Source organism: Rhodoferax sp. LS1P39 (assembly GCF_056521425.1).
In genome coordinates, this window is record NZ_JBWMAV010000016.1 from 107,454 (window position 1) to 127,496 (window position 20,043).

Annotated in this window: 14 protein-coding genes and 1 pseudogene; 6 read left to right on the forward strand and 9 right to left on the reverse strand. The window is 63.3% G+C overall.

Going from position 1 to position 20,043, the window contains the following annotated elements; genetic code table 11:
* Positions 1-94: 94 nt before the first annotated feature.
* The 8 genes and pseudogenes from AC097O_RS20955 to aceE all read right to left on the reverse strand — a co-directional run bounded on the left by AC097O_RS20955 (position 95) and on the right by aceE (position 10,987).
* The gene (locus tag AC097O_RS20955; protein ID WP_479594860.1) at positions 95-883 is read right to left on the reverse strand and encodes a DUF7825 domain-containing protein; all 789 of its coding nucleotides are present in this window, start codon (positions 881-883) and stop codon (positions 95-97) included.
* A gap of 63 nt (positions 884-946) precedes the next feature.
* A pseudogene (locus tag AC097O_RS20960) lies at positions 947-1,234 on the reverse strand (hypothetical protein); the annotation flags it as partial.
* The gene (locus AC097O_RS20965; RefSeq protein WP_479594820.1) at positions 1,122-2,657 is read right to left on the reverse strand and encodes a DUF6493 family protein; all 1,536 of its coding nucleotides are present in this window, start codon (positions 2,655-2,657) and stop codon (positions 1,122-1,124) included. The pseudogene AC097O_RS20960 and the gene AC097O_RS20965, both read right to left, overlap by 113 nt.
* Entirely contained in the window at positions 2,614-3,966 is a 1,353-nt protein-coding gene (locus AC097O_RS20970) for an SWIM zinc finger family protein (RefSeq protein ID WP_479594822.1), read from the reverse strand. The genes AC097O_RS20965 and AC097O_RS20970 overlap by 44 nt, the downstream gene beginning before the upstream one ends.
* 144 nt (positions 3,967-4,110) lie before the next feature.
* Complete coding sequence (lpdA, locus tag AC097O_RS20975; RefSeq protein WP_479594824.1) at positions 4,111-5,943, reverse strand: dihydrolipoyl dehydrogenase; 1,833 nt, start codon at positions 5,941-5,943, stop codon at positions 4,111-4,113.
* Positions 5,944-5,958: 15 nt separating this feature from the next.
* Positions 5,959-6,543: an MFS transporter gene (locus AC097O_RS20980; protein ID WP_315241882.1), complete on the reverse strand. Its 585-nt coding sequence runs from the start codon at positions 6,541-6,543 to the stop codon at positions 5,959-5,961.
* A gap of 1 nt (position 6,544) precedes the next feature.
* Positions 6,545-8,221 carry a dihydrolipoyllysine-residue acetyltransferase gene (gene aceF / locus AC097O_RS20985; protein ID WP_479594826.1) on the reverse strand — a complete coding sequence of 559 codons (1,677 nt, stop codon included), beginning with the start codon at positions 8,219-8,221 and terminating at the stop codon, positions 6,545-6,547.
* Between the two features lie 60 nt (positions 8,222-8,281).
* On the reverse strand, positions 8,282-10,987 hold the full coding sequence (gene aceE, locus AC097O_RS20990) for a pyruvate dehydrogenase (acetyl-transferring), homodimeric type (RefSeq protein WP_479594828.1): 2,706 nt from the start codon (positions 10,985-10,987) through the stop codon (positions 8,282-8,284).
* A 238-nt stretch (positions 10,988-11,225) separates the two neighbouring features.
* Here aceE and AC097O_RS20995 point away from each other — a divergent pair, with 238 nt between their 5' ends.
* The 5 genes from AC097O_RS20995 (at position 11,226) to AC097O_RS21015 (ending at position 18,022) form a co-directional block, all read left to right on the forward strand.
* Entirely contained in the window at positions 11,226-13,757 is a 2,532-nt protein-coding gene (locus AC097O_RS20995) for a PAS domain-containing sensor histidine kinase (protein WP_479594830.1), read from the forward strand.
* A 16-nt stretch (positions 13,758-13,773) separates the two neighbouring features.
* On the forward strand, positions 13,774-14,400 hold the full coding sequence (locus tag AC097O_RS21000) for a response regulator transcription factor (protein ID WP_295950912.1): 627 nt from the start codon (positions 13,774-13,776) through the stop codon (positions 14,398-14,400).
* Positions 14,401-14,475: 75 nt separating this feature from the next.
* Positions 14,476-15,330 (forward strand): bifunctional methylenetetrahydrofolate dehydrogenase/methenyltetrahydrofolate cyclohydrolase FolD, encoded by an 855-nt coding sequence (gene folD / locus AC097O_RS21005; RefSeq protein WP_479594832.1) that lies wholly within the window; start codon positions 14,476-14,478, stop codon positions 15,328-15,330.
* A 30-nt stretch (positions 15,331-15,360) separates the two neighbouring features.
* Positions 15,361-17,397 (forward strand): M3 family metallopeptidase, encoded by a 2,037-nt coding sequence (locus AC097O_RS21010; protein ID WP_479594834.1) that lies wholly within the window; start codon positions 15,361-15,363, stop codon positions 17,395-17,397.
* 13 nt (positions 17,398-17,410) lie between these two features.
* Positions 17,411-18,022, forward strand: a complete 612-nt coding sequence (locus AC097O_RS21015; RefSeq protein WP_479594836.1) for a DUF4124 domain-containing protein — start codon at positions 17,411-17,413, stop codon at positions 18,020-18,022.
* Positions 18,023-18,092: 70 nt separating this feature from the next.
* Here AC097O_RS21015 and rpiA read toward each other — a convergent pair whose 3' ends face one another.
* The gene (gene rpiA / locus AC097O_RS21020) at positions 18,093-18,785 is read right to left on the reverse strand and encodes a ribose-5-phosphate isomerase RpiA (RefSeq protein WP_479594838.1); all 693 of its coding nucleotides are present in this window, start codon (positions 18,783-18,785) and stop codon (positions 18,093-18,095) included.
* A gap of 193 nt (positions 18,786-18,978) precedes the next feature.
* On the opposite strand from rpiA, the gene AC097O_RS21025 reads away from it, so the two are divergent.
* Positions 18,979-20,031 (forward strand): quinone-dependent dihydroorotate dehydrogenase, encoded by a 1,053-nt coding sequence (locus AC097O_RS21025; RefSeq protein WP_479594840.1) that lies wholly within the window; start codon positions 18,979-18,981, stop codon positions 20,029-20,031.
* Positions 20,032-20,043: the final 12 nt, after the last annotated feature.

Sequence of the window (20,043 nt, forward strand, 5' to 3'; positions counted from 1 at the left end):
TTCGCAGGCGGCAAGTCTGTGCAGCCACCATGCGCCGTTTCTGCGGTCAGACTGTACGCAAAGCACTGCGAAGCTGGCAATGCGGTCCAGTACATCACCCCAAAATACTCTGCGTCGCCAATTTGCTTTTGCCGCTCAAACGCATGGCGGCCAGCGCCGTGCGCGTGGGGTTGGGCAACGCGAGGTGGTGCGCCAGCTTCAACTCCAGCAGCAGTTCCAACAGCGGTGCCAGGTCTTTACGGGGCGCTTCGGGTTGGACGGCCACCATGGCACAGAGCAGCGAAAACACCGGTGCGGGCATGGCAGCATCGGCATGCGCCGCTGCGGCCAAGCTTTTGCCGTAACGCGGACCCTTTACCAAGGGCGTGGCCCACAGGCGCGCAAGCAAATTACCCATGGCGGTAATGTCCAGGCGACCGTCTTGCACACTGCTTACCAGAGCATCTACCGCCAGCGCCGTTTGGCCGGGCTCCTTACCCGCCAGGGCCAGGCCCAGCGCCAGGCAGGCCATGGGGGCCATGGCGGTCGTAGGTTCCAGCAACACGTCGAGATAGACACGGTTTTGCCATTGGGCTTCCCACCAGTCCAGGTTATTGCCGAGTGCCTTCGCTGCCTCGGCGAAGAAGGGCTCCAGGTCGCCTGGCTGTAAGCTGGCGGCAAAACGGATGTGGGATGCGTCGTGCTCGGTCCCCCAGCGCCCACCCGCCAAATGTTTGATGAACAGCAACGCGGCAAAGTCCTGGTCGTGCAAGGGCTGCGGCTGGGGGTTGGCGACTACATGCAAGGTGTGGAACACATAGCCACCTTCCGAAGGATCGCTGCTGGTGACGTGCCACTCAAATGCCGCCAGGACCTGGCCTGGGGCCGACGGCACGGTACGCATCTGCGCAAAAGTGCGTTCGGCTGTAGCAATACCAACACCCGCTTTTGTATAGGTGGCAATACGTGCAGCCAGTTGCCGGGGGTCGATAAAGCCGCCACGGTGTGTGGGCGTGGACAGCGGCGGCAGCCCCGCACCCGTACGCGCCTGCGCGATGAGGCTGAGCGTGCGCCAGGCGATGAAGTGCGCCGATGTCACATCCGCATCGGGCCTTAAATGCAGGGCATCAGCAGACGTGTCTTCACCGTCCACCGCGCAGGCCATCAGCCGGGCGAGCGCAAAGCCCAAGGGTTTTGTGTGCCAGTCGAAGCGCTTGGCACGCTTCTTCAAGGCCAAAAACGCTGCGCGGTCGGTTGCTGGTATCGGGGCCATGCGCACCAAGGCTTCGGCCACCCGCTCCCACTGGTCCACGTCGTCCGGGTTCTCCAGCACATAGGCCATGCCCTCGACCAGATCGGGTATCTGGGTCAAAGGCTGCAGCGCACGGCCAGGGTCCAGTGGCGATAGCCTCCCGGACGTGGCTGTTGTGCACGCATTCGCAATGACGGGAGCTTGGGGCTGGGCTTCGCCCCCTAGCAACGCGCCCAGTGCCACTTGGTTCACGGCAGCCACCCCGCACGAGCTCCTGGGTTGTCGCATCCATTCCCCAGGACTGCAACGCAGCGATGGCCTTCTTTTGCACATCGGCAGCGGTGTGGCCCAGGGCATGCACGGCGATAGCGCTGGCGGTGCAGCCTCGCTGCGGTGACTTTTTCACTACCTGGCCCAATAGATCAAGCGCGGACACCACCCGGCCCTTGACCGCCGAGGAAATAACCGGCTGCATAGCCTCGCACAGTGGCCCGTCGGCCACTTTTCCCGCTTTGTACAACAAGGTAATGGCATCCATGGCCAGGCTCACTGTCGGCGCGATGCGGCTATGGCACAGCGCCAGGTAGCGCTGCACAAAGGGAGCCATTTCATCGACCTTGGGGGCCAGAATCTCGTGAAACCGCGAGAACCAGCCAGACTTGAACTGGGGCCAGTCACAGGCCAGCGCCCCCAGGGTCTTGTCCAGGAGTTGCATGCGGGTGTAAGTGCCTCGCTCGCACAAGGCCATGAAGGCGTAGCTCCAGTAGAGCTCTGGGTCGTGGCAATATTTTTCCCGGGCGGCGAAGCTGCCGTCAGACGTACCCTCGCGTTCAAACAGTTGAAGCAGATGAGGTGCCAGGCCTGGGTCCGCGTCTACATGCTTCAGGATGACGTTGGACTCTGCGCGCAAATCGCCAAAAAACAAAGCATCCACATACTCTTCGCTCTGCGGACGCTCCACCAGACCCGCAATGACGGCCCGGTGGATGTGGTGTGGGTAATGCCAGTTGTGCTCGCCGCGCAACTGCTTCTCGATAGGCTGCTGAGATGGTGCGGGCTGGTAGCGCTGCTTGAAAGTGGCAATATCCTCCACGCCGATGTGCATCCAGTAGTCTGATCGAGGGTGCTCGGCGGAGCACATGAAGCGGGCCAGGTCGATGGCGCGAAACAGGCGATTAGTCTGGGCCTTGTCGCTACCCTGGCGCATGCGCCACCGGCTGGACATTAGGTCCTGTACAGCAAGCAGGCTGGTCGCCTTTTCTGCAGCGTCCATGGCATCGACCACGTCCATCACTCCCTGCACATCACCGGCAAGTATGCGTGCTTCCAGTGGTGGGTAGCAAGTCGGTTCGGGTTCAGTATTCGGCATACGGTAATGGGGACTACGAGGGGTTGGAATAGGCTGCGGCCTGCGCGGCCAGCACATGCTTGCATGGACCGCGCTCGCCCTCGTGCTTGGCAAACCAGGGGCAAGTGCAGTGCATCTGGCCGTCCCGTTCGCGCACGTGGTAGCGCACATCCGCACTCTGCACCTGCGCCTCCAGCGGCATGGCGGATATCAGGCTCACGGCACCATCCCGCAACAAAGCCCGTGCATCGGCCAGGCGGGGATGCATATCCTCCAGCAGGGCCAGGTCAAATGGCAGGACGCGGTGGAAATAAGCGCTCTGGAGCAAATCAAAACCCACCAGGCCCGATATGCCCAGCACCTGCAAGGCGCGGTCAATCTCATCCACTGGCCGATGCAGCTTTTCGGCCAGCGCACCAGTGCGCAGCATGTCTTGCCAGTTGAGCTGAGCGCGCACGGCGGAAATGGAGTGATCACCATCAGCCGATACCAGCGCAGACAGCGCTTGCCCTTCGCCCGAAAACCCACGCCAGACTTCGGCACTGAGCACCAGCGTCAGGCGCATGGGGCCAAAGTCCAGACACCAGGCGCTGGCTTGCTGCTGGGGGTCGGCATACAGCGTCAAGGCCTTGGCTTTGGGCAACAGGCTTTCCAGCACCCGCAGGCGACGGCTGTCGGTAAAACGCACGCCACTGCCGTCACTCTGTGCAGTGGTACGCAAACCTTGCGGGCCCGCAACAACCCACAAGGGTGTCTTGCTGGTCGATGCCTTGGGCAGGCTACGCAAAAAGCGCAGGGCCGCCACGGCTCCCACCTCAAACACTTTATGCATGGCTGCCTGGTAAGCCTGCACGGCCACCATGCCGCGCAACCAGCGCAGCGGCAGCTCTACTTTCTTTTCCACCACCGATGCGTCGGCTGAGTGCAACACAAATTCCGTGCTGCCCACCGACAGACCCAAACCATCCGCGTCGCGCACCTTGGCCAAGGCTTCGCGCATAGGGGCATTGAAATCGATATTGGTGGTGCCCTTGCCGACGATATCGCCCGCATAGGCTTGCGGCTCAATATCCACCCGGATGTAGCTGCTGCAGCAGGCCGAAAACCCCTCCAGGCGCAACATGCCGCCACCGGATGTGACCACCGGGTCCGCCAGCGCAATCGCCAGACCCACGCTATTGGCCGGTGTAAAAAATCGCGAACCCACCAGGAGATGCACCGCGCTGAGCAATTGGGCGCAGAGCTGGGGCTGGTGGAGTACGCCCTCGAAGAAGTGCGGGTGGGGGTTGGACCCAGGAGAAGAGGTGGCCAGTCGGATGCGTGCACCACCGCCAAAGTCCAGCACCGAAGGTTGGACGTAGCGGTAGGTATGGGCAAAGTGAGCCATGCAGAGGAAAGGGCGTGTGTCGTTGAATAGTATTCAGAAACCGTCGGCAGATCGGCGCCTTGTTTCAAAAAAATACATGAAAAAGCCGCGCAGTCCTTTCGGAACCAGCGCGGCCAGCTACTGAATCAGTAGCAATTCAATAACTTACTTCTTCGCAGGCGGCAAATCCGTGCAGCTGCCATGCGCCACTTCTGCCGCCATGCCGATGCTTTCGCCCAGCGTGGGGTGGGGGTGGATGGTCTTGCCGATGTCCACCACATCCGCGCCCATCTCGATGGCCAGGGCGATTTCGCCGATCATGTCACCTGCATGCGTGCCGACCATGCCGCCGCCGAGGATCTTGCCGTGGCCGTGGGCTTCGGGGCTGTCGTCGAACAGGAGCTTGGTGACACCTTCGTCGCGGCCATTGGCGATGGCGCGGCCGGAGGCGGTCCAGGGGAACAGGCCCTTCTTGACCTTGATGCCTTGGGCCTTGGCCTGGTCTTCGGTGAGGCCGACCCAGGCGACTTCGGGGTCGGTGTAGGCCACGCTGGGGATGACGCGGGCGTTGAAGGCGGCGGCTGCCAGCTCTTTGTTGCCTTGCAGTTCACCAGCAATCACTTCCGCGGCCACATGCGCTTCGTGCACCGCCTTGTGGGCCAGCATGGGTTGGCCGACGATGTCGCCGATGGCGAAGATGTGCGGCACATTGGTGCGCATCTGGATGTCGACGTTGATGAAGCCACGGTCGGTCACCGCCACACCGGCTTTATCGGCAGCGATTTTCTTGCCGTTGGGCGTGCGGCCCACGGCTTGCAGCACCAGGTCGTAGACCTGGGGTGCGGGGGCGGTGCCGCCCTCTTCTGCCGATGCGAAGGTAACCTCGATGCCTTCGGGCAAGGCGCGTGCGGAGACGGTCTTGGTCTTGAGCATGATGTTGTCGAAACGCGGCGCGTTCATCTTTTGCCAGATCTTGACCAGGTCGCGGTCGGCACCCTGCATCAGGCCGTCGAGCATTTCCACCACGTCCAGGCGTGCGCCCAGGGTGCTGTAGACGGTGCCCATCTCCAGGCCGATGATGCCGCCGCCCAGGATCAGCATGCGCTTGGGCACTTCCTTGAGCGCCAGCGCGCCGGTGCTGTCCACCACGCGCGGGTCATTGGGCATGAAAGGCAGGCGCACGGCCTGGCTGCCTGCAGCGATGATGGCCTTCTTGAAAGCGATGGTCTGGGTTTTGCCGGTCTTTTCCTGGCCTTGGGCGCCGGTGGTTTCTTCAACCTGCAGGTGGTTGGCACCGACGAACGAGCCCACGCCGCGCACGGTGGTGACCTTGCGCATCTTGGCCATGGCCGCCAGGCCACCGGTCAGCTTGGCGATGACCTTTTCCTTGTGGCCGCGCAGCTTGTCGATGCTGACTTCGGGCTTGCCGAATTCGATGCCCAGGGCACCCAGGTGGCTGACTTCGTCCATCACCGCGGCCACGTGCAGCAGGGCTTTGGAGGGGATGCAGCCCACGTTCAGGCACACGCCACCCAGGGTGGCGTAACGCTCGACGATGACGACCTTCAGGCCCAGGTCGGCTGCGCGGAAGGCAGCCGAGTAGCCGCCGGGGCCGCCGCCGAGAACCAGCACGTCGCATTCCAGATCGGCTGTACCGGCAAAACTGGAGGCGGTGGGTGCGGGGGCAGCCGCTACAGAAACAGGAGCTGCTTGTGCCGGTGCAGTGGGCGCAGGAGCCGCTTTGGGTGCAGAAGCACCACCGGCAGCTTCGAGCACCAACACAACGGAGCCCATCTTGACCTTGTCGCCCAGCTTGACGTTCAGCGCGGTGACCACGCCGCCATCGCTGGACGGGATTTCCATGGAGGCTTTGTCGCTTTCCACAGTAATCAGGGACTGGTCGGGTTTGACGGTGTCGCCCACTTTGACCATCAGCTCGATGACGGTGACTTCGTCGAAATCGCCGATGTCAGGGACTTTGATTTCCAGGGATGCCATTTGTTTGATCTCCACTTATTTCTTTAACTTGACGGTAAAAACCTCTACCGGCCCGGCGGAGTTCTTGTCGAATTCGCAGGCGGCTTGCACACCGAGCAAGGCCAGATCGCGGGCCGACTTGGCGCTGCCCCAGGTGGCGTGCAGAGCGCCCAGCGCGAAGCTGCGGCCAGAGCCTATGCCCCAGAATTCCTTGAACTCGAACACTTCGCGGTAGCTGTACAGGCCGTAGATGCCGGTGGCGTTGGCCACCACCACGCTGAACTGGCTGGACTCGTAGGGGTCGTTGTCGTCTTCTTTGGTCTGCAGAAAGAAGGCTTCTTTCAGCACCGGGTGCAGCTTGGTGAAGGTGGTGAACACCTCGTCTTTGCTGCCCAGCAAAAGCTGCTCGGGCGGCAGCCCGGCCATGGCCAGGCGCAGCGCGGGAAAGTGCGCCACGGTGCCTGCCATGCCCACAAAGCTGGGGCCCGCCGGGGTGTCGATCTTGAAGATTTTGCTGTTGTCTTCGAAACGTTGGCCCAGGCGGGTGTCGCCGAAGGTCACCAGCGTGTCGGCCGCAATGGCCACCACACCGGCTTTTTTGACCACGACGACGGTCGTCATATCAGAGCAGAACCCGGCGGAAGTCGGTGAGGACCTGGCCGAAGTACGCGTTGAAGCGGGCAGCCGCTGCGCCGTCGATCACGCGGTGGTCCCAGCTCAGCGACAGCGGCAGCATCAGCTTGGGCACAAAAGCCTTGCCGTCCCACTTGGGTTCGATCGCGCTCTTGCACACGCCCATGATGGCGACTTCGGGGGCGTTGATGATGGGCGTGAAGTAACGCCCGCCAATGCCGCCCAGGCTGGAGATGGTGAAGCAGGCACCGCTCATGTCGGCAGGGCCGAGCTTGCCATCACGGGCCTTCTTGGCCAGATCGCCCATCTCGGTGCTGATCTGGACCACACCTTTTTTGTCGGCATCCTTGATGACCGGGACCACCAGGCCGTTGGGCGTGTCTGCGGCGAAGCCGATGTTGAAGTATTGCTTCATCACCAGTTGGTCGCCGTCCAGCGAGCTGTTGAACTCGGGGAACTTCTTGAGCGCGGCCACGCTGGCTTTGATCATGAAGGCGAGCATGGTGAGCTTGATGCCCGCCTTCTCGTTTTCCTTGTTCATCTGCACGCGGAAGGCTTCCAGGTCGGTGATGTCGCAGTCGTCGTGGTTGGTGACGTGCGGAATGATGACCCAGTTGCGGTGCAGGTTGGCGCCGCTGATCTTCTTGATGCGCGACATGTCCTTGCGCTCGACCGGGCCGAACTTGGAAAAGTCGACCTTGGGCCAGGCCAGCAGGCCCAGGCCGCCACCGCCGTCGCCAGCGGGGGCCGACTTAGCTTGGCTTGCAGCCATGGCCGCCGTCTTGACCGCGCCGGACATGACCGAAGCGGTGAAGCTTTGCACGTCGGCATCGGTGATGCGGCCTTTGCGGCCCGTACCCTTGACTTCCGCCAGCGGCACGCCGAGTTCGCGGGCGAACTTGCGTACCGAGGGCGAGGCGTGGGGCAACGCGCCGGTGGGGGCGACGGTGGGGTTGTGGGCGGCAGGCGCAGCGGCGGCTGGAGCCGCAGCAGCAGGTGCAGGGCTGGCCGCGACGGCAGCAGCCGCGGCGGGGGCAGCGGCAGCGGCAGCCGGGGCAGCCGCTGCTGCAGCGGGAGCCGCCGCACCTTCCAGAATCGCCAACAGGTCGCCGATGTTGACCTTGTCACCCATCTTGACCTTGAGCTCTTTGAGCACACCGGCGGTGGAGGACGGGATTTCCATGGAAGCTTTGTCGCTCTCGACGGTGATCAGCGATTGCTCTTGCTTGATGGTGTCGCCGACCTTGACCATGACTTCGATGACGGTCACGTCCTTGAAGTCGCCAATATCAGGGATGAAGATCTCGACCGGACCCGTGGCGGCAGGTGCCGCTGCAGGTGCTGCTACAGGAGTTGTAGCTGCTTGTGCTGGTGCAGCGGGCGCTGGGGCCGCTTTTGGTGCTTCAGCAGGTGCTGCGGCAGCGCCACCGGCGACTTCCAGCATTACCACCAAAGAGCCCTGCTTGACCTTGTCGCCCAGGGCGACCTTGATCTCTTTGACCACACCGGCGCTGCTGGACGGGATTTCCATCGAGGCTTTGTCGGATTCGACGGTGATCAGCGACTGGTCGGCCTTGACGGTATCGCCGGGTTTGACCATCAGCTCAATGACGGTCACCTCGTCAAAGTCCCCAATATCGGGGACATGAATTTCAATCAATGCCATGTTTGTGTCTCCAAAGTTGCGCGCAGGACCACCCGTGGTGGTCCTGCAAGGTGGGGTTTTTTATGCGTACAGCGGATTGACCTTGTCGGCCTGGATGCCGTACTTGGCAATCGCTTCGGCCACCTTGGCCGCGGGCACGGTTCCGTCTTCGCTGAGTGCCTTGAGGGTGGCGACCACGATGTAGTGGCGGTTGATCTCGAAATGTTCGCGCAGCTTGCTGCGGAAGTCGCTGCGGCCAAAACCGTCGGTGCCCAGCACTTTGTAGGTGCGGCCCTTGGGGATGAACGGACGGATCTGCTCGGCGTAGGCCTTCATGTAGTCGGTGGACGCGATGACCGGGCCGGTGGAGCCCGCCAGTTGGTCGGCCACAAAGCAGCTACGGGGCGCCTCCAGCGGGTGCAGCAGGTTGAAACGCTCGGCATCCTGGCCGTCGCGGGTCAACTCGTTGAAGCTCGGGCAGCTCCAGACGTTGGCGGCAATGCCCCAGTCGGCGGCCAGCAGCTCTTGGGCGGCCAGCGACTCGCGCAGGATGGTGCCCGAGCCCAGCAGTTGCACGGTGCCTTTGCCGTTGGCAGCAGGCTGGCACATGTACATGCCCATGATGATCTGCTCTTCCGTACCGGCGGTGAGGCCGGGCATGGGGTAGTTTTCGTTCAACAGCGTCAGGTAGTAGTAGACGTTGTCCTGCTTTTCCACCATGCGCTTCAAGCCGTGGTGCAGGATGACGCCGACTTCGTGGGCAAACGTGGGGTCGTAGCTGATGCAGTTGGGGATGGTGTTGGCCAGGATGTGGCTGTGGCCATCTTCGTGCTGCAGGCCTTCGCCGTTCAGCGTGGTGCGTCCCGAGGTGCCGCCCAGCAGGAAACCGCGGGCTTGCATGTCGCCCGCTGCCCAGGCCAGGTCGCCAATGCGCTGGAAGCCGAACATCGAGTAGTACACATAGAACGGCACCATGATGCGGTTGCTGGTGCTGTAGCTGGTGGCCGCAGCGATCCAGCTGGCCATGCCACCGGCTTCGTTGATACCTTCTTGCAGGATCTGACCGGCCTTGTCTTCGCGGTAGTACATCACCTGGTCTTTGTCGACCGGGGTGTAGTTCTGGCCAGCCGGGTTGTAGATACCGATTTGGCGGAACAGGCCTTCCATACCAAAGGTACGGGCTTCGTCCACCAGAATCGGCACCACGCGCGGGCCCAGGGCCTGGTCGCGTAAGAGCGTGGTCAAAAAGCGCACATAGGCTTGGGTGGTGGAGATTTCACGGCCTTCGGGCGTGGCTTCCATCACGGTTTTGAAGGTCTCCAGCGCGGGCACAGTGAACTGCTCGTCGGCCTTGACGCGGCGGTGTGGCAGGTAGCCGCCCAGGGCCTTGCGGCGCTCGTGCAGGTACTGCATTTCGGGCGTGTCGTCGGCGGGCTTGAAGAACGGGATCTCGGCCAGTTGGCTGTCAGGGATGGGGATGTTGAAGCGGTCGCGGAAGATCTTGATGTCTTCGTCGGTGAGCTTCTTGGTCTGGTGGACGTTGTTCTTGCCTTCGCCGCTCTTGCCCATGCCGAAGCCCTTGACGGTCTTGATCAGCAGCACGGTGGGTTCGTCTTTGTGGTTGACGGCCTGGTGGTAGGCCGCGTAGACCTTCTTGGCATCGTGGCCGCCGCGCTTCAGGGCGAAGATTTCGTCGTCGGTCATGTGGGCGACCATCTCCAGGGTGCGCGGGTCGCGGCCGAAGAAATGCTTGCGCACGTAGGCACCGTCGTTGGCCTTGAAGGACTGGTAGTCGCCGTCCAGCGTGTCCATCATCAGTTTCTTCAAAGCGCCGTCTTTGTCGCGGGCCAGCAGAGGGTCCCACTCGCTGCCCCACAGCAGCTTGATGACGTTCCAGCCGGAGCCACGGAATTCGCCTTCGAGTTCTTGCACGATCTTGCCGTTGCCGCGCACCGGGCCGTCCAGGCGCTGCAGGTTGCAGTTCACCACAAAGATCAGGTTGTCGAGCTTTTCACGCGCGGCCAGGCCAATCGCACCCAGGGATTCGACTTCGTCCATTTCGCCGTCGCCGCAGAACACCCAGACCTTGCGGTTGGAAGTGTCGGCAATGCCACGGGCGTGCAGGTATTTCAGGAAACGGGCCTGGTAGATGGCCATCAGCGGGCCCAGGCCCATGGAGACGGTGGGGAACTGCCAGAAATTGGGCATCAGCTTGGGATGCGGGTAGCTGGACAAGCCCTTGCCGTCCACTTCCTGGCGGAAGTTCAGCAGTTGCTCTTCGGTCAGGCGGCCTTCCAGGTAGGCGCGGGCATACACGCCGGGCGACACGTGGCCCTGGATGTAGAGGCAGTCGCCACCGTGGTTTTCGTTCTCGGCGTGCCAGAAGTGGTTGAAGCCGGCACCAAACATATGGGCCAGCGAGGCAAACGAGCCGATGTGGCCGCCCAGGTCACCGCCGTCTACCGGGTGGTGGCGATTGGCCTTGACGACCATGGCCATGGCGTTCCAGCGCATGTAGGCGCGCAGGCGCTCTTCGATCTCGATGTTGCCAGGGCAACGCACTTCCTGGTCGGAAGGGATGGTGTTGACATAGCCGGTGTTGGCGGAGAAAGGCATGTCAATGCTTTTTTGTCGCGCATGTTCCAGCAACTGCTCTAAAAGGAAGTGGGCACGCTCTGGGCCCTCACTCTCGATGACGGCGGACAGGGCGTCCATCCACTCACGGGTTTCCTGGCTGTCTGCGTCGGTTTGCGCAGCTCCTGACAGGCTTTCGGGTACAGCTGACATGCTTTGTCTCCTAGGTTGGGTAGCGGTATTTTGGCGGTTTGGCACGGCTTTTTAAGGCGGCATACCTATTTTTGCACAAAAGTTTGTAATTTTCAATATATGGATATTGATTTCACAATGTGGTTTAAAAGCGCTTAAATCTGCGTAAAAACACGCATGGTTTTTTGGGCCTTTGGGGCCTAAGCGAACACTCACCTACACTTCAGGTATGCCACAGCGTCCACCATCCCCTCCTCAAATGCCCGCAGCGCTGGCTCCCACGCGCTGGTGGAAGCGTTGGTGGGGCCGCCAAACGCCGCACCGGCAAGACCGTTTTGCCATGCTGGCGCCGCTGATTGCGGTGCTGATGTTTCTGGCTGCCATCGGCTCGGCCTTCATGTATTTGCGGCTGGAAGAAATCGACCGCGAACAAGAAGCAGTGAAGCGCGATGTGGAGTACACCCAACAGCAGATCCGCCTGCGCCTGCTGGAGCGCCAGGAGCAGCTGATGCGTATTGGCCGCGACATCTCCAACGAAGAGGTGGACACCGAAGAGTTCATCAGCCGCGCCGAGTCGCTGGTAGCGCAGCACCCCGACCTGCAGTCCGTCAGCTGGATCGACGAGCGCCGCCGCATCAAGGCCAGCTACGCTGCGCCCAGCCTGCCCACGCCCCAGTTGCGCACGGTAGACACCCTGCTGCGCCCCGGTGGCGACACCGAAAGCACCTTCAGCCTGGCGCGCGACCTGCAGCAGCCGGTGTACGCCCAGCCCGCCAGCACACCCGACAGCGTGCCGCTGCTGCAACTGCACATTCCGCTGTCCGACCGGGGCCACTTTGCGGGCGTGTTGCTGGCCGAATACTCCAACGAAAGCCTGCTGCGTTACGGCGTGCCCGCCGAGGTGCTGGCCAAGTACGCGGTGGCCTTGCTCAACGGCAACGGCCAGGTGCTGGCAGGCAATGCCGCGCCCACCCACACGGTGGGGGCCCGGTTGCTGCCCTGGTCCAGCCAGTCGGAGCCTTATGAAGTGCCGGTGTCGCCGGTGGGCAATGGCCTGGTGCTGCGGGCCCAGGCCTACCGCACCTCGCAAGGCGTGATCGGCAGCGGTCTGTTCTGGCTGGTGGGGGCCTTGAGCATCCTGACGGCCTGGATGCTGATCGGCAACTGGAAGCACACCCGCCGCCGCCTGCAGGCCCAGCAGGCCCTGGTGTCCGAAACCAATTTCCGCCGCGCCATGGAAAGCTCGATGCTGACCGGTATGCGCGCACTCGACATGCAAGGCCGCATCACCTATGTGAATACCGCGTTTTGCCGCATGACGGGCTGGAGCGAATCGGCCCTGGTGGGCCACACCGCCCCGTTTGTGCACTGGCCCGAGGAGGACCGCGACTTTCTGGTGGCGCGGCTGGAAGACGAGCTCAATGGCCGCACCCCGCCCGGCGGCTTCCAGGTGCGGGTCAAACGCCGCGACGGCAGCATTTTTGATGGCCGCATGTATGTATCGCCGCTGATCGACGCGGTGGGCAAGCAAACCGGCTGGATGACCTCGATGACCGACATCACCGAGCCCAACCGCGTGCGCGAGCAGTTGTCGGCATCCTATGAGCGTTTTACCAAGGTACTGGAAGCGCTGGATGCTTCTGTTTCTGTAGCACCCATCAACAGCCACGAGCTGCTGTTTGCCAACAAGCTGTACCGGCTGTGGTTCGGCGTGCAGACCGAAGGCCATGAAAAGCTGGTGGCCGAAGCGGGTGTGCCCAGCATCGTGGCCAGCGACGAGGCCATGGACGACGACGTGGACGCATTCGTCGGCCTGCCCACCGACAGCCTGACCGACACCCAATCCGAGAGCACCGAAGTGTTTGTGCCCGAGCTGGGCAAGTGGCTGGAGGTACGCACCCGCTACCTGAGCTGGGTGGATGCCCGCCTGGTGCAGATGGTGATTGCCACCGACATCACGCCGCGCCGCCGCGCCGAAGAGCAATCTGCCGCCCAGGCCGAGCGCGCCCAAAGCTCCAGCCGCCTGATCACCATGGGCGAAATGGCCTCCAGCGTGGCCCACGAGCTAAACCAGCCGCTGGCCGCCATCAGCAACTACTGCAACGGCATGGTCTCGCGCATCAAGGGCCCGGGCATTGCGCAAGAAGACCTGCTGGCCGCGCTGGACAAAACCGCCCGCCAGGCCCAGCGTGCGGGCCAGATCATCCAGCGCATCCAGTCGTTTGTGAAACGCAGCGAACCCAACCGCAGCCTGTCCGATGTGGAACACATGGTGTTCGAGGCCATGGAGCTGGCGGGCATCGAGCTGCGCCGACGCAATGTGCGCCTGAGCCATTACGTGGCCGCCCGCCTGCCCCAGCTGCTGGTGGACCCGATCCTGATCGAGCAGGTGCTGGTGAATTTGCTGCGTAACGCGGCCGAAGCCATCGACCTGGCACAGCGCCCCACGGCCAACCGCAACATCGAGCTGCGGGTGGTGCCCAAGGTGGTGAACGACAAGGCTGGCATCGAGTTTTCGGTGGCCGACACCGGCAACGGCCTGGCCCCTGAAGTCAAGGAGCGGCTGTTCGAAGCCTTCTTCTCCACCAAGGCCGAAGGCATGGGCATTGGCCTCAATTTGTGCCGCACCATCGTCGAGTCCCACCTGGGCCGGATGCAGGCCGAGAACCTCTACAATGGAAACGAAGGCACAGGGTGCCGTTTTTCATTCTGGCTGCCGCTGGCGCAATCCTCTGTCACGCAAAACGGTGCACAGAGTGGCCCAGCCAACACCCCTGAACTTTTACGTTAACCCCCGGAGTGACTGCATGAGTTTGATCCCCAAAAAAGGTACTGTGTACGTGGTCGATGACGACGAAGCCGTCCGCGATTCGCTGCAATGGCTGCTCGAAGGCAAGGACTACCGGGTCCGCTGCTTCGACTCAGCCGAGTCCTTTTTGAGCCGCTTCGATGCCCGCGAAGTGGCCTGTTTGATCGTCGACATCCGCATGGGCGGCATGACCGGCCTGGAGCTGCAAGACCGCCTGATCGAACGCAAGTCACCCCTGCCCATCGTCTTCATCACCGGCCACGGCGACGTGCCCATGGCGGTGGACACCATGAAAAAAGGCGCCATGGATTTCATCCAGAAGCCGTTCAAGGAAGACGAACTGGTCGGCCTGGTCGAGCGCATGCTGGAGCACGCCAAGGAAGCCTTCACCGACCACCAACAGGCCGCCAGCCGTGGCGCGCTGCTGTCCAAGCTGACCTCGCGCGAAAGCCAGGTGCTGGAGCGCATCGTTGCCGGTCGCCTGAACAAGCAAATCGCCGACGACCTGGGCATCAGCATCAAGACGGTGGAAGCGCACCGCGCCAACATCATGGAAAAGCTCAATGCCAACACCGTGGCCGACCTGCTGAAGATTGCCCTGGGACAGATCGCCCCCAAGACTTGAAGCTACCAAATTTATAGCTGCTCACGCCCGTTTGATAAGCATCAGCGGGCGTTTTTACTTGATATTTAGAACCCCATGACCGCTGAACTCATCGATGGCATCGCCCTCTCCCGCACCCTGCGCCTGGATGTCGCTGCACGCGCCGCCAACCTGAAGGCCCACGGCACCACCCCTGGCCTGGCCGTCGTGCTGGTGGGCGAAAACCCGGCCAGCCAGGTTTACGTGCGCAACAAGGTCAAGGCCTGTGCCGACGCAGGCCTGCACTCGGTGCTGGAGCAGTACCCGGCCGACCTGTCGGAGGCCGAGCTGCTCAAGCGCATCAAGTTCCTCAACGCCGACCCGGCCATCCACGGCATCCTGGTGCAACTGCCGCTGCCCGCGCACATCGACGCGCAAAAGGTCATCGAAGCGATTGCCCCGCTGAAAGACGTGGACGGTTTCCACATCGCCAGCGCCGGTGCGCTGATGACCGGCAACTCGGCCTTCCTGCCCTGCACGCCCTACGGCTGCATGAAGATGCTGGAAAGCATTGGCTACGACCTGCGCGGCAAGCACGCCGTGGTGATTGGCCGCAGCAACATCGTCGGCAAGCCCATGGCCTTGCTGCTGCTGCAAAAGAACGCCACCGTCACCGTATGCCATAGCGCCACCGCCGACCTGAAAGCCATCACCCTGCAGGCCGACGTGGTGGTGGCCGCCGTGGGCAAGCGCAATGTGCTCACCGCCGACATGGTCAAGCCCGGTGCCGTGGTGCTGGATGTGGGCATGAACCGCACGCCCGACGGCAAACTCTGCGGCGACGTAGACTTTGACGGCATCCGGCAAGTCGCCAGCTACATCACCCCGGTGCCCGGCGGGGTCGGCCCCATGACCATCACCATGCTGCTGGTCAACACGCTGGAAGCTGCGGAACGATCTGTTGCCACTTGAATCCTACGAGCCCACCGCCACATGCCCACCATGACCAATCCACTGCTCGACTTTTCTGATCTGCCGCTGTTTGACCAAATCCAACCGGAACACGTAGGCCCCGCGATGAACAGCCTGCTGGCCCAGGCCAATGCCGCGCTGGAAACCGTCACCCAGCCCGACTTCCCCGCGCAGTGGACGGCCATCTCCAAGGCCCTGGACGTGAGCGCCGAGCAGCTGGGCCGTGCCTGGGGCGCGGTAAGCCACCTCAACAGCGTGGCCGACACCCCGGCCCTGCGCGCGGCCTACAACGAGGCCCTGCCCCGCGTCACCGAGTTCTGGACCCGCCTGGGTGCCGACGAGCGCCTGTACGCCAAGTACAAGGCCGTGGACACCGCCAGCCTGAACCCCGAGCAACGCCAGGCCCACACCAACGCCATGCGCAACTTCGTGCTCAGCGGTGCCGACCTGGTGGGTGCTGCCAAAGAGCGCTTCGCCCGCATCCAGGAGCGCCAGGCCGAGATCAGCCAGAAGTTCAGCGAAAACGCGCTGGATGCCACCGATGCCTTTGCCTACTACGCCACAGCGGATGAGCTGGATGGCGTGCCCGCCGACGTGCAGCAAACCGCGCTGGCCGCGGCCAAGGCCGAAGGCAAAGACGGCTATAAGCTGACCCTGAAGATGCCCTGCTACCTGCCGGTGATGCAGTTCGCCACCAGCAGCACGCTGCGCGAGCGCCTGTACCGCGCCTACGTGACCCGCGCGTCCGACCAGGCCGAGGGCGACGCCACCCAGTTCGACAACTCGGCCATCATTGCCGAGATCCTGGCGCTGCGGCTGGAAGAAGCCCAGTTACTGGGCTACGCCAACTTTGGCGAAGTCTCGGTGGTGCCCAAGATGGCGAAATCGCCCCTGGAAGTGACCCGTTTCCTGCGCGACCTGGCCGTGCGCGCCAAGCCCTACGCCCTGAAAGACGTGGCCGACCTGCGCGCCTTTGCCGCAGAGCACCTGGCCCTGGCCGACCCGCAGCCCTGGGACTGGTCCTTCATCGGCGAAAAGCTCAAGGAAGCGCGCTACGCCTTCAGCGAGCAAGAGGTGAAGCAGTACTTCACCGCGCCCAAGGTGTTGGGCGGCCTGTTCAAGATCATCGAAACCCTGTTTGAAGTGGCCATCCGCAAAGACAGCGCGCCCGTGTGGCATCCGTCCGTCGAGTTCTACCGCATCGAACGCGGCGGTCAGCTCGTAGGCCAGTTCTACCTCGACCAACCGGCCCGCACCGGCAAGCGCGGCGGTGCCTGGATGGACGACGTGCGCGCCCGCTGGCTGCGCCCCGACACCGGCCAGCTGCAAACCCCGGTAGCCCACCTGGTGTGCAACTTTGCCGACGGTGTGGACGGCCAGCCGCCGCTGCTCACCCACGACGACGTGACCACCCTGTTCCATGAGTTCGGCCACGGCCTGCACCACATGCTGACCCAGGTGAACGAGCGTGATGTGTCGGGCATCAGCGGCGTGGAATGGGACGCGGTGGAGCTGCCCAGCCAGTTCATGGAAAACTTCTGCTGGGAGTGGGATGTGCTCAAGCACATGACCGCCCACGTGGTGACCGGTGAAGCCCTGCCCCGCGCCCTGTTCGACAAAATGACCGAGGCCAAAAACTTCCAGAGCGGCCTGCAAACCCTGCGCCAGATCGAGTTTTCGCTGTTCGACATGCTGCTGCACACCGAGCACGACCCGTCGCAAGACTTCATGCCGTTGCTGCGCCAGGTGCGCGACGAGGTGGCCGTGCTGCAGGCCCCGGCCTTCAGCCGCACCGTGCACACCTTCAGCCACATCTTCGCGGGCGGTTACGCCGCCGGGTACTACAGCTACAAATGGGCCGAGGTGCTCAGCGCCGATGCCTACGCCGCGTTCGAAGAGACCGCCGGTGCCGACGGCCTGCCGAGTATTGAGACGGGCCGCAAATACCGCGAGTCGATTCTGGAAGCCGGTGGCAGCCGCCCGGCGATGGAGTCGTTCAAGGCCTTCCGGGGCCGCGAACCCACGCTGGATGCATTGCTGCGCCACCAGGGCATGGCTGAAGCCTGATCAGGAGACTTTGATGCGCACCCTCACCCTCGTTCTGGCCTGTGCGGCCTTGGCCACCAGCGCCTCGGCGCAAACCGTCTACCGCATCGTCGGGCCGGACGGCAAGGTGTCGTTCTCCGACCAGCCGCCGCCGCCCAGCAGCAAGGCCAAGGTGACCACGGCGGCCCCCGGCGGCGGCAGTGCGGCGAGCGCATCGCTGCCGTTCGAGCTGAAGGAAGTGGTGCAGCGCTACCCGGTCACGCTCTACACCAGCGCCAGTTGCGGTCCCTGCGCCAGCGCCCGCAACCTGCTGGTCTCGCGCGGCGTGCCGTTCACCGAGCGCACCGTCAACACCAACGAAGACGGCGAAGCCCTCAAACGCATCAGCGGCGACACCACCCTGCCCTTTGGCACTATCGGCAGCCAGCAGCTCAAGGGCTTCTCGGACCTGGAATGGGTGCAGTACCTAGATGCCGCCGCCTACCCCAAGACCTCGGTGCTACCGGCCAGCTACCAGCCGCCTGCGCCCCGTCCCCTGGTGGCTGCCAAGGCGGCAGAACCGGCGCGGGCACCCGCTCCGGCGGCGGCCCCGGCGCAACCCCAGCCCATCGACACCAGCAACAACCCGACCGGTATCCAGTTTTAGGCTACCAGGTATTGCTATTAAATATAGAGCTGCTCACGCTTAATCCATAAGCGTGAGCAGCTCTTTTTACTTAAAACTCCAAAGTCTTCACACCCTGGGCTGTGCCCAGCAGGCAGACGCTGGCCTTCTGGTGGGCGAACACGCCCACACAGACCACGCCGGGCCACTGGTTGACCTGCGACTCGAAGGCCAGCGGGTCGGTAACCTGCAGGCCGGTGACATCCAGAATGTGCTGGCCGTTGTCGGTCACCAGGGGCTGGCCGTCTTTCAGGCGCAGGGTGGCCGTGCCGCCCATCGCTGCAAACAGGCGTTGGACACGCTGGGTGGCCATGGGGATCACCTCCACCGGCAGCGGAAACTGGCCCAGGGCCTGCACCAGCTTGCTCTCGTCGGCAATGCAGACAAACTGGCGCGACTGGGCGGCCACAATCTTCTCGCGGGTCAGCGCTGCGCCACCGCCCTTGACCATGTGGCCCTGGTGGTCGATCTCGTCCGCGCCGTCGATGTACACCGCCAGCTCGCCCACGTCGTTGGCATCAAATACGGCAATGCCCAGCGCCAGCAACCGCGCGGTGCTGGCCTCGGAGCTGGACACCGCCCCCTTGACCTGGTCCTTGATGGTGGCCAGCGCGTCGATGAACTTGTTGACGGTGGAGCCAGTGCCCACGCCGACGATTTCGCCGGGCACCACGTAGCGCAGCGCGGCGTGGCCGACCAGGGTTTTGAGTTCGTCTTGGGTCAAAGCAGGAATGAGGTTGGTCATCTGGGAAAATCCGGGGTTAGTTTGTTGGCTCACCCCCAGGCTTCGCTGCGCTACTCCAACCCCCCTTGCAGGGGGCGATACCAGTGGCCCGGCAAAGCCGGTTCCACGGTATCTCTGGCAGCGCCCGTTCAGCCTGAAGCTGGGGTGTGTTGTTACAGTGAGTTTTCACAATCGCTTACCTTTGAATTATCCAATGCCCCTGATCCCCTACGCCCTGACCCGCCCCTTTTTGTTTGGCATGGACCCGGAGGCCGCCCACGACCTGACGCTGAACGCCATCGCCCGCACCCAGGGCACGCCGCTGGAATGCCTGTACCGCCAAACCCGGGTCAGCGACCCCGTCACCCTGGCCGGCCTGCAGTTTCCCAACCGGGTGGGCCTGGCGGCGGGGCTGGACAAAAACGCCCGCTGCATCGACGGCCTGGGGGCCATGGGCTTTGGTTTTGTGGAAGTGGGCACGGTCACGCCGCTGGCCCAGCCCGGCAACCCGCAGCCGCGCATGTTCCGCCTGCCGCAGGCCAATGCCTTGATCAACCGCCTGGGTTTCAACAACGGCGGGCTGGCGGCCTTTGTGGCCAATGTGCAGCGCGCCCAGTTCCGCCGCAAGGGTGGCCAGCCGATGTTGCTGGGCCTGAACATCGGCAAAAACGCCGCCACCCCCATCGAGCGCGCCACCGACGACTACCTGCTGGCGCTGGACGGGGTGTACCCGCATGCGGACTACGTGACGGTGAACATCTCCAGCCCCAACACAAAGAACCTGCGCGCCCTGCAAAGCGACGAAGCGCTGGACGGCCTGCTGGGGGCGGTGGCCGCCCGCCGCGCCGCGCTGGCCCAGCAGCATGGCAAGCGGGTGCCGATTTTTGTGAAGATTGCGCCCGATCTGGACGAAGCCCAGGTCGCCGTGATCGCCGCTACCCTGGTGCGCCACGGCATGGACGGCGTGATTGCCACCAACACCACGCTAGCGCGGGATGCGGTCAAAGGCATGGCGCATGGTGAAGAAGCCGGTGGCCTGAGCGGCGCGCCGGTGCTGGAGGCCAGCAACCGCGTGATCCGCCAGCTGCGCAGCGCCCTGGGCCCGGCATTTCCCATCATCGGTGTGGGCGGCATCCTGAGCGCGGCCGACGCGGTGGCCAAGATAGCCGCCGGGGCCGACGTGGTGCAGATCTACACCGGGCTGATCTACCAGGGCCCTGCCCTGGTGCAGCAGGCAGCCCTGGCGATCAAAAACAAGGTGAAATAGGCGGCCAGCGCT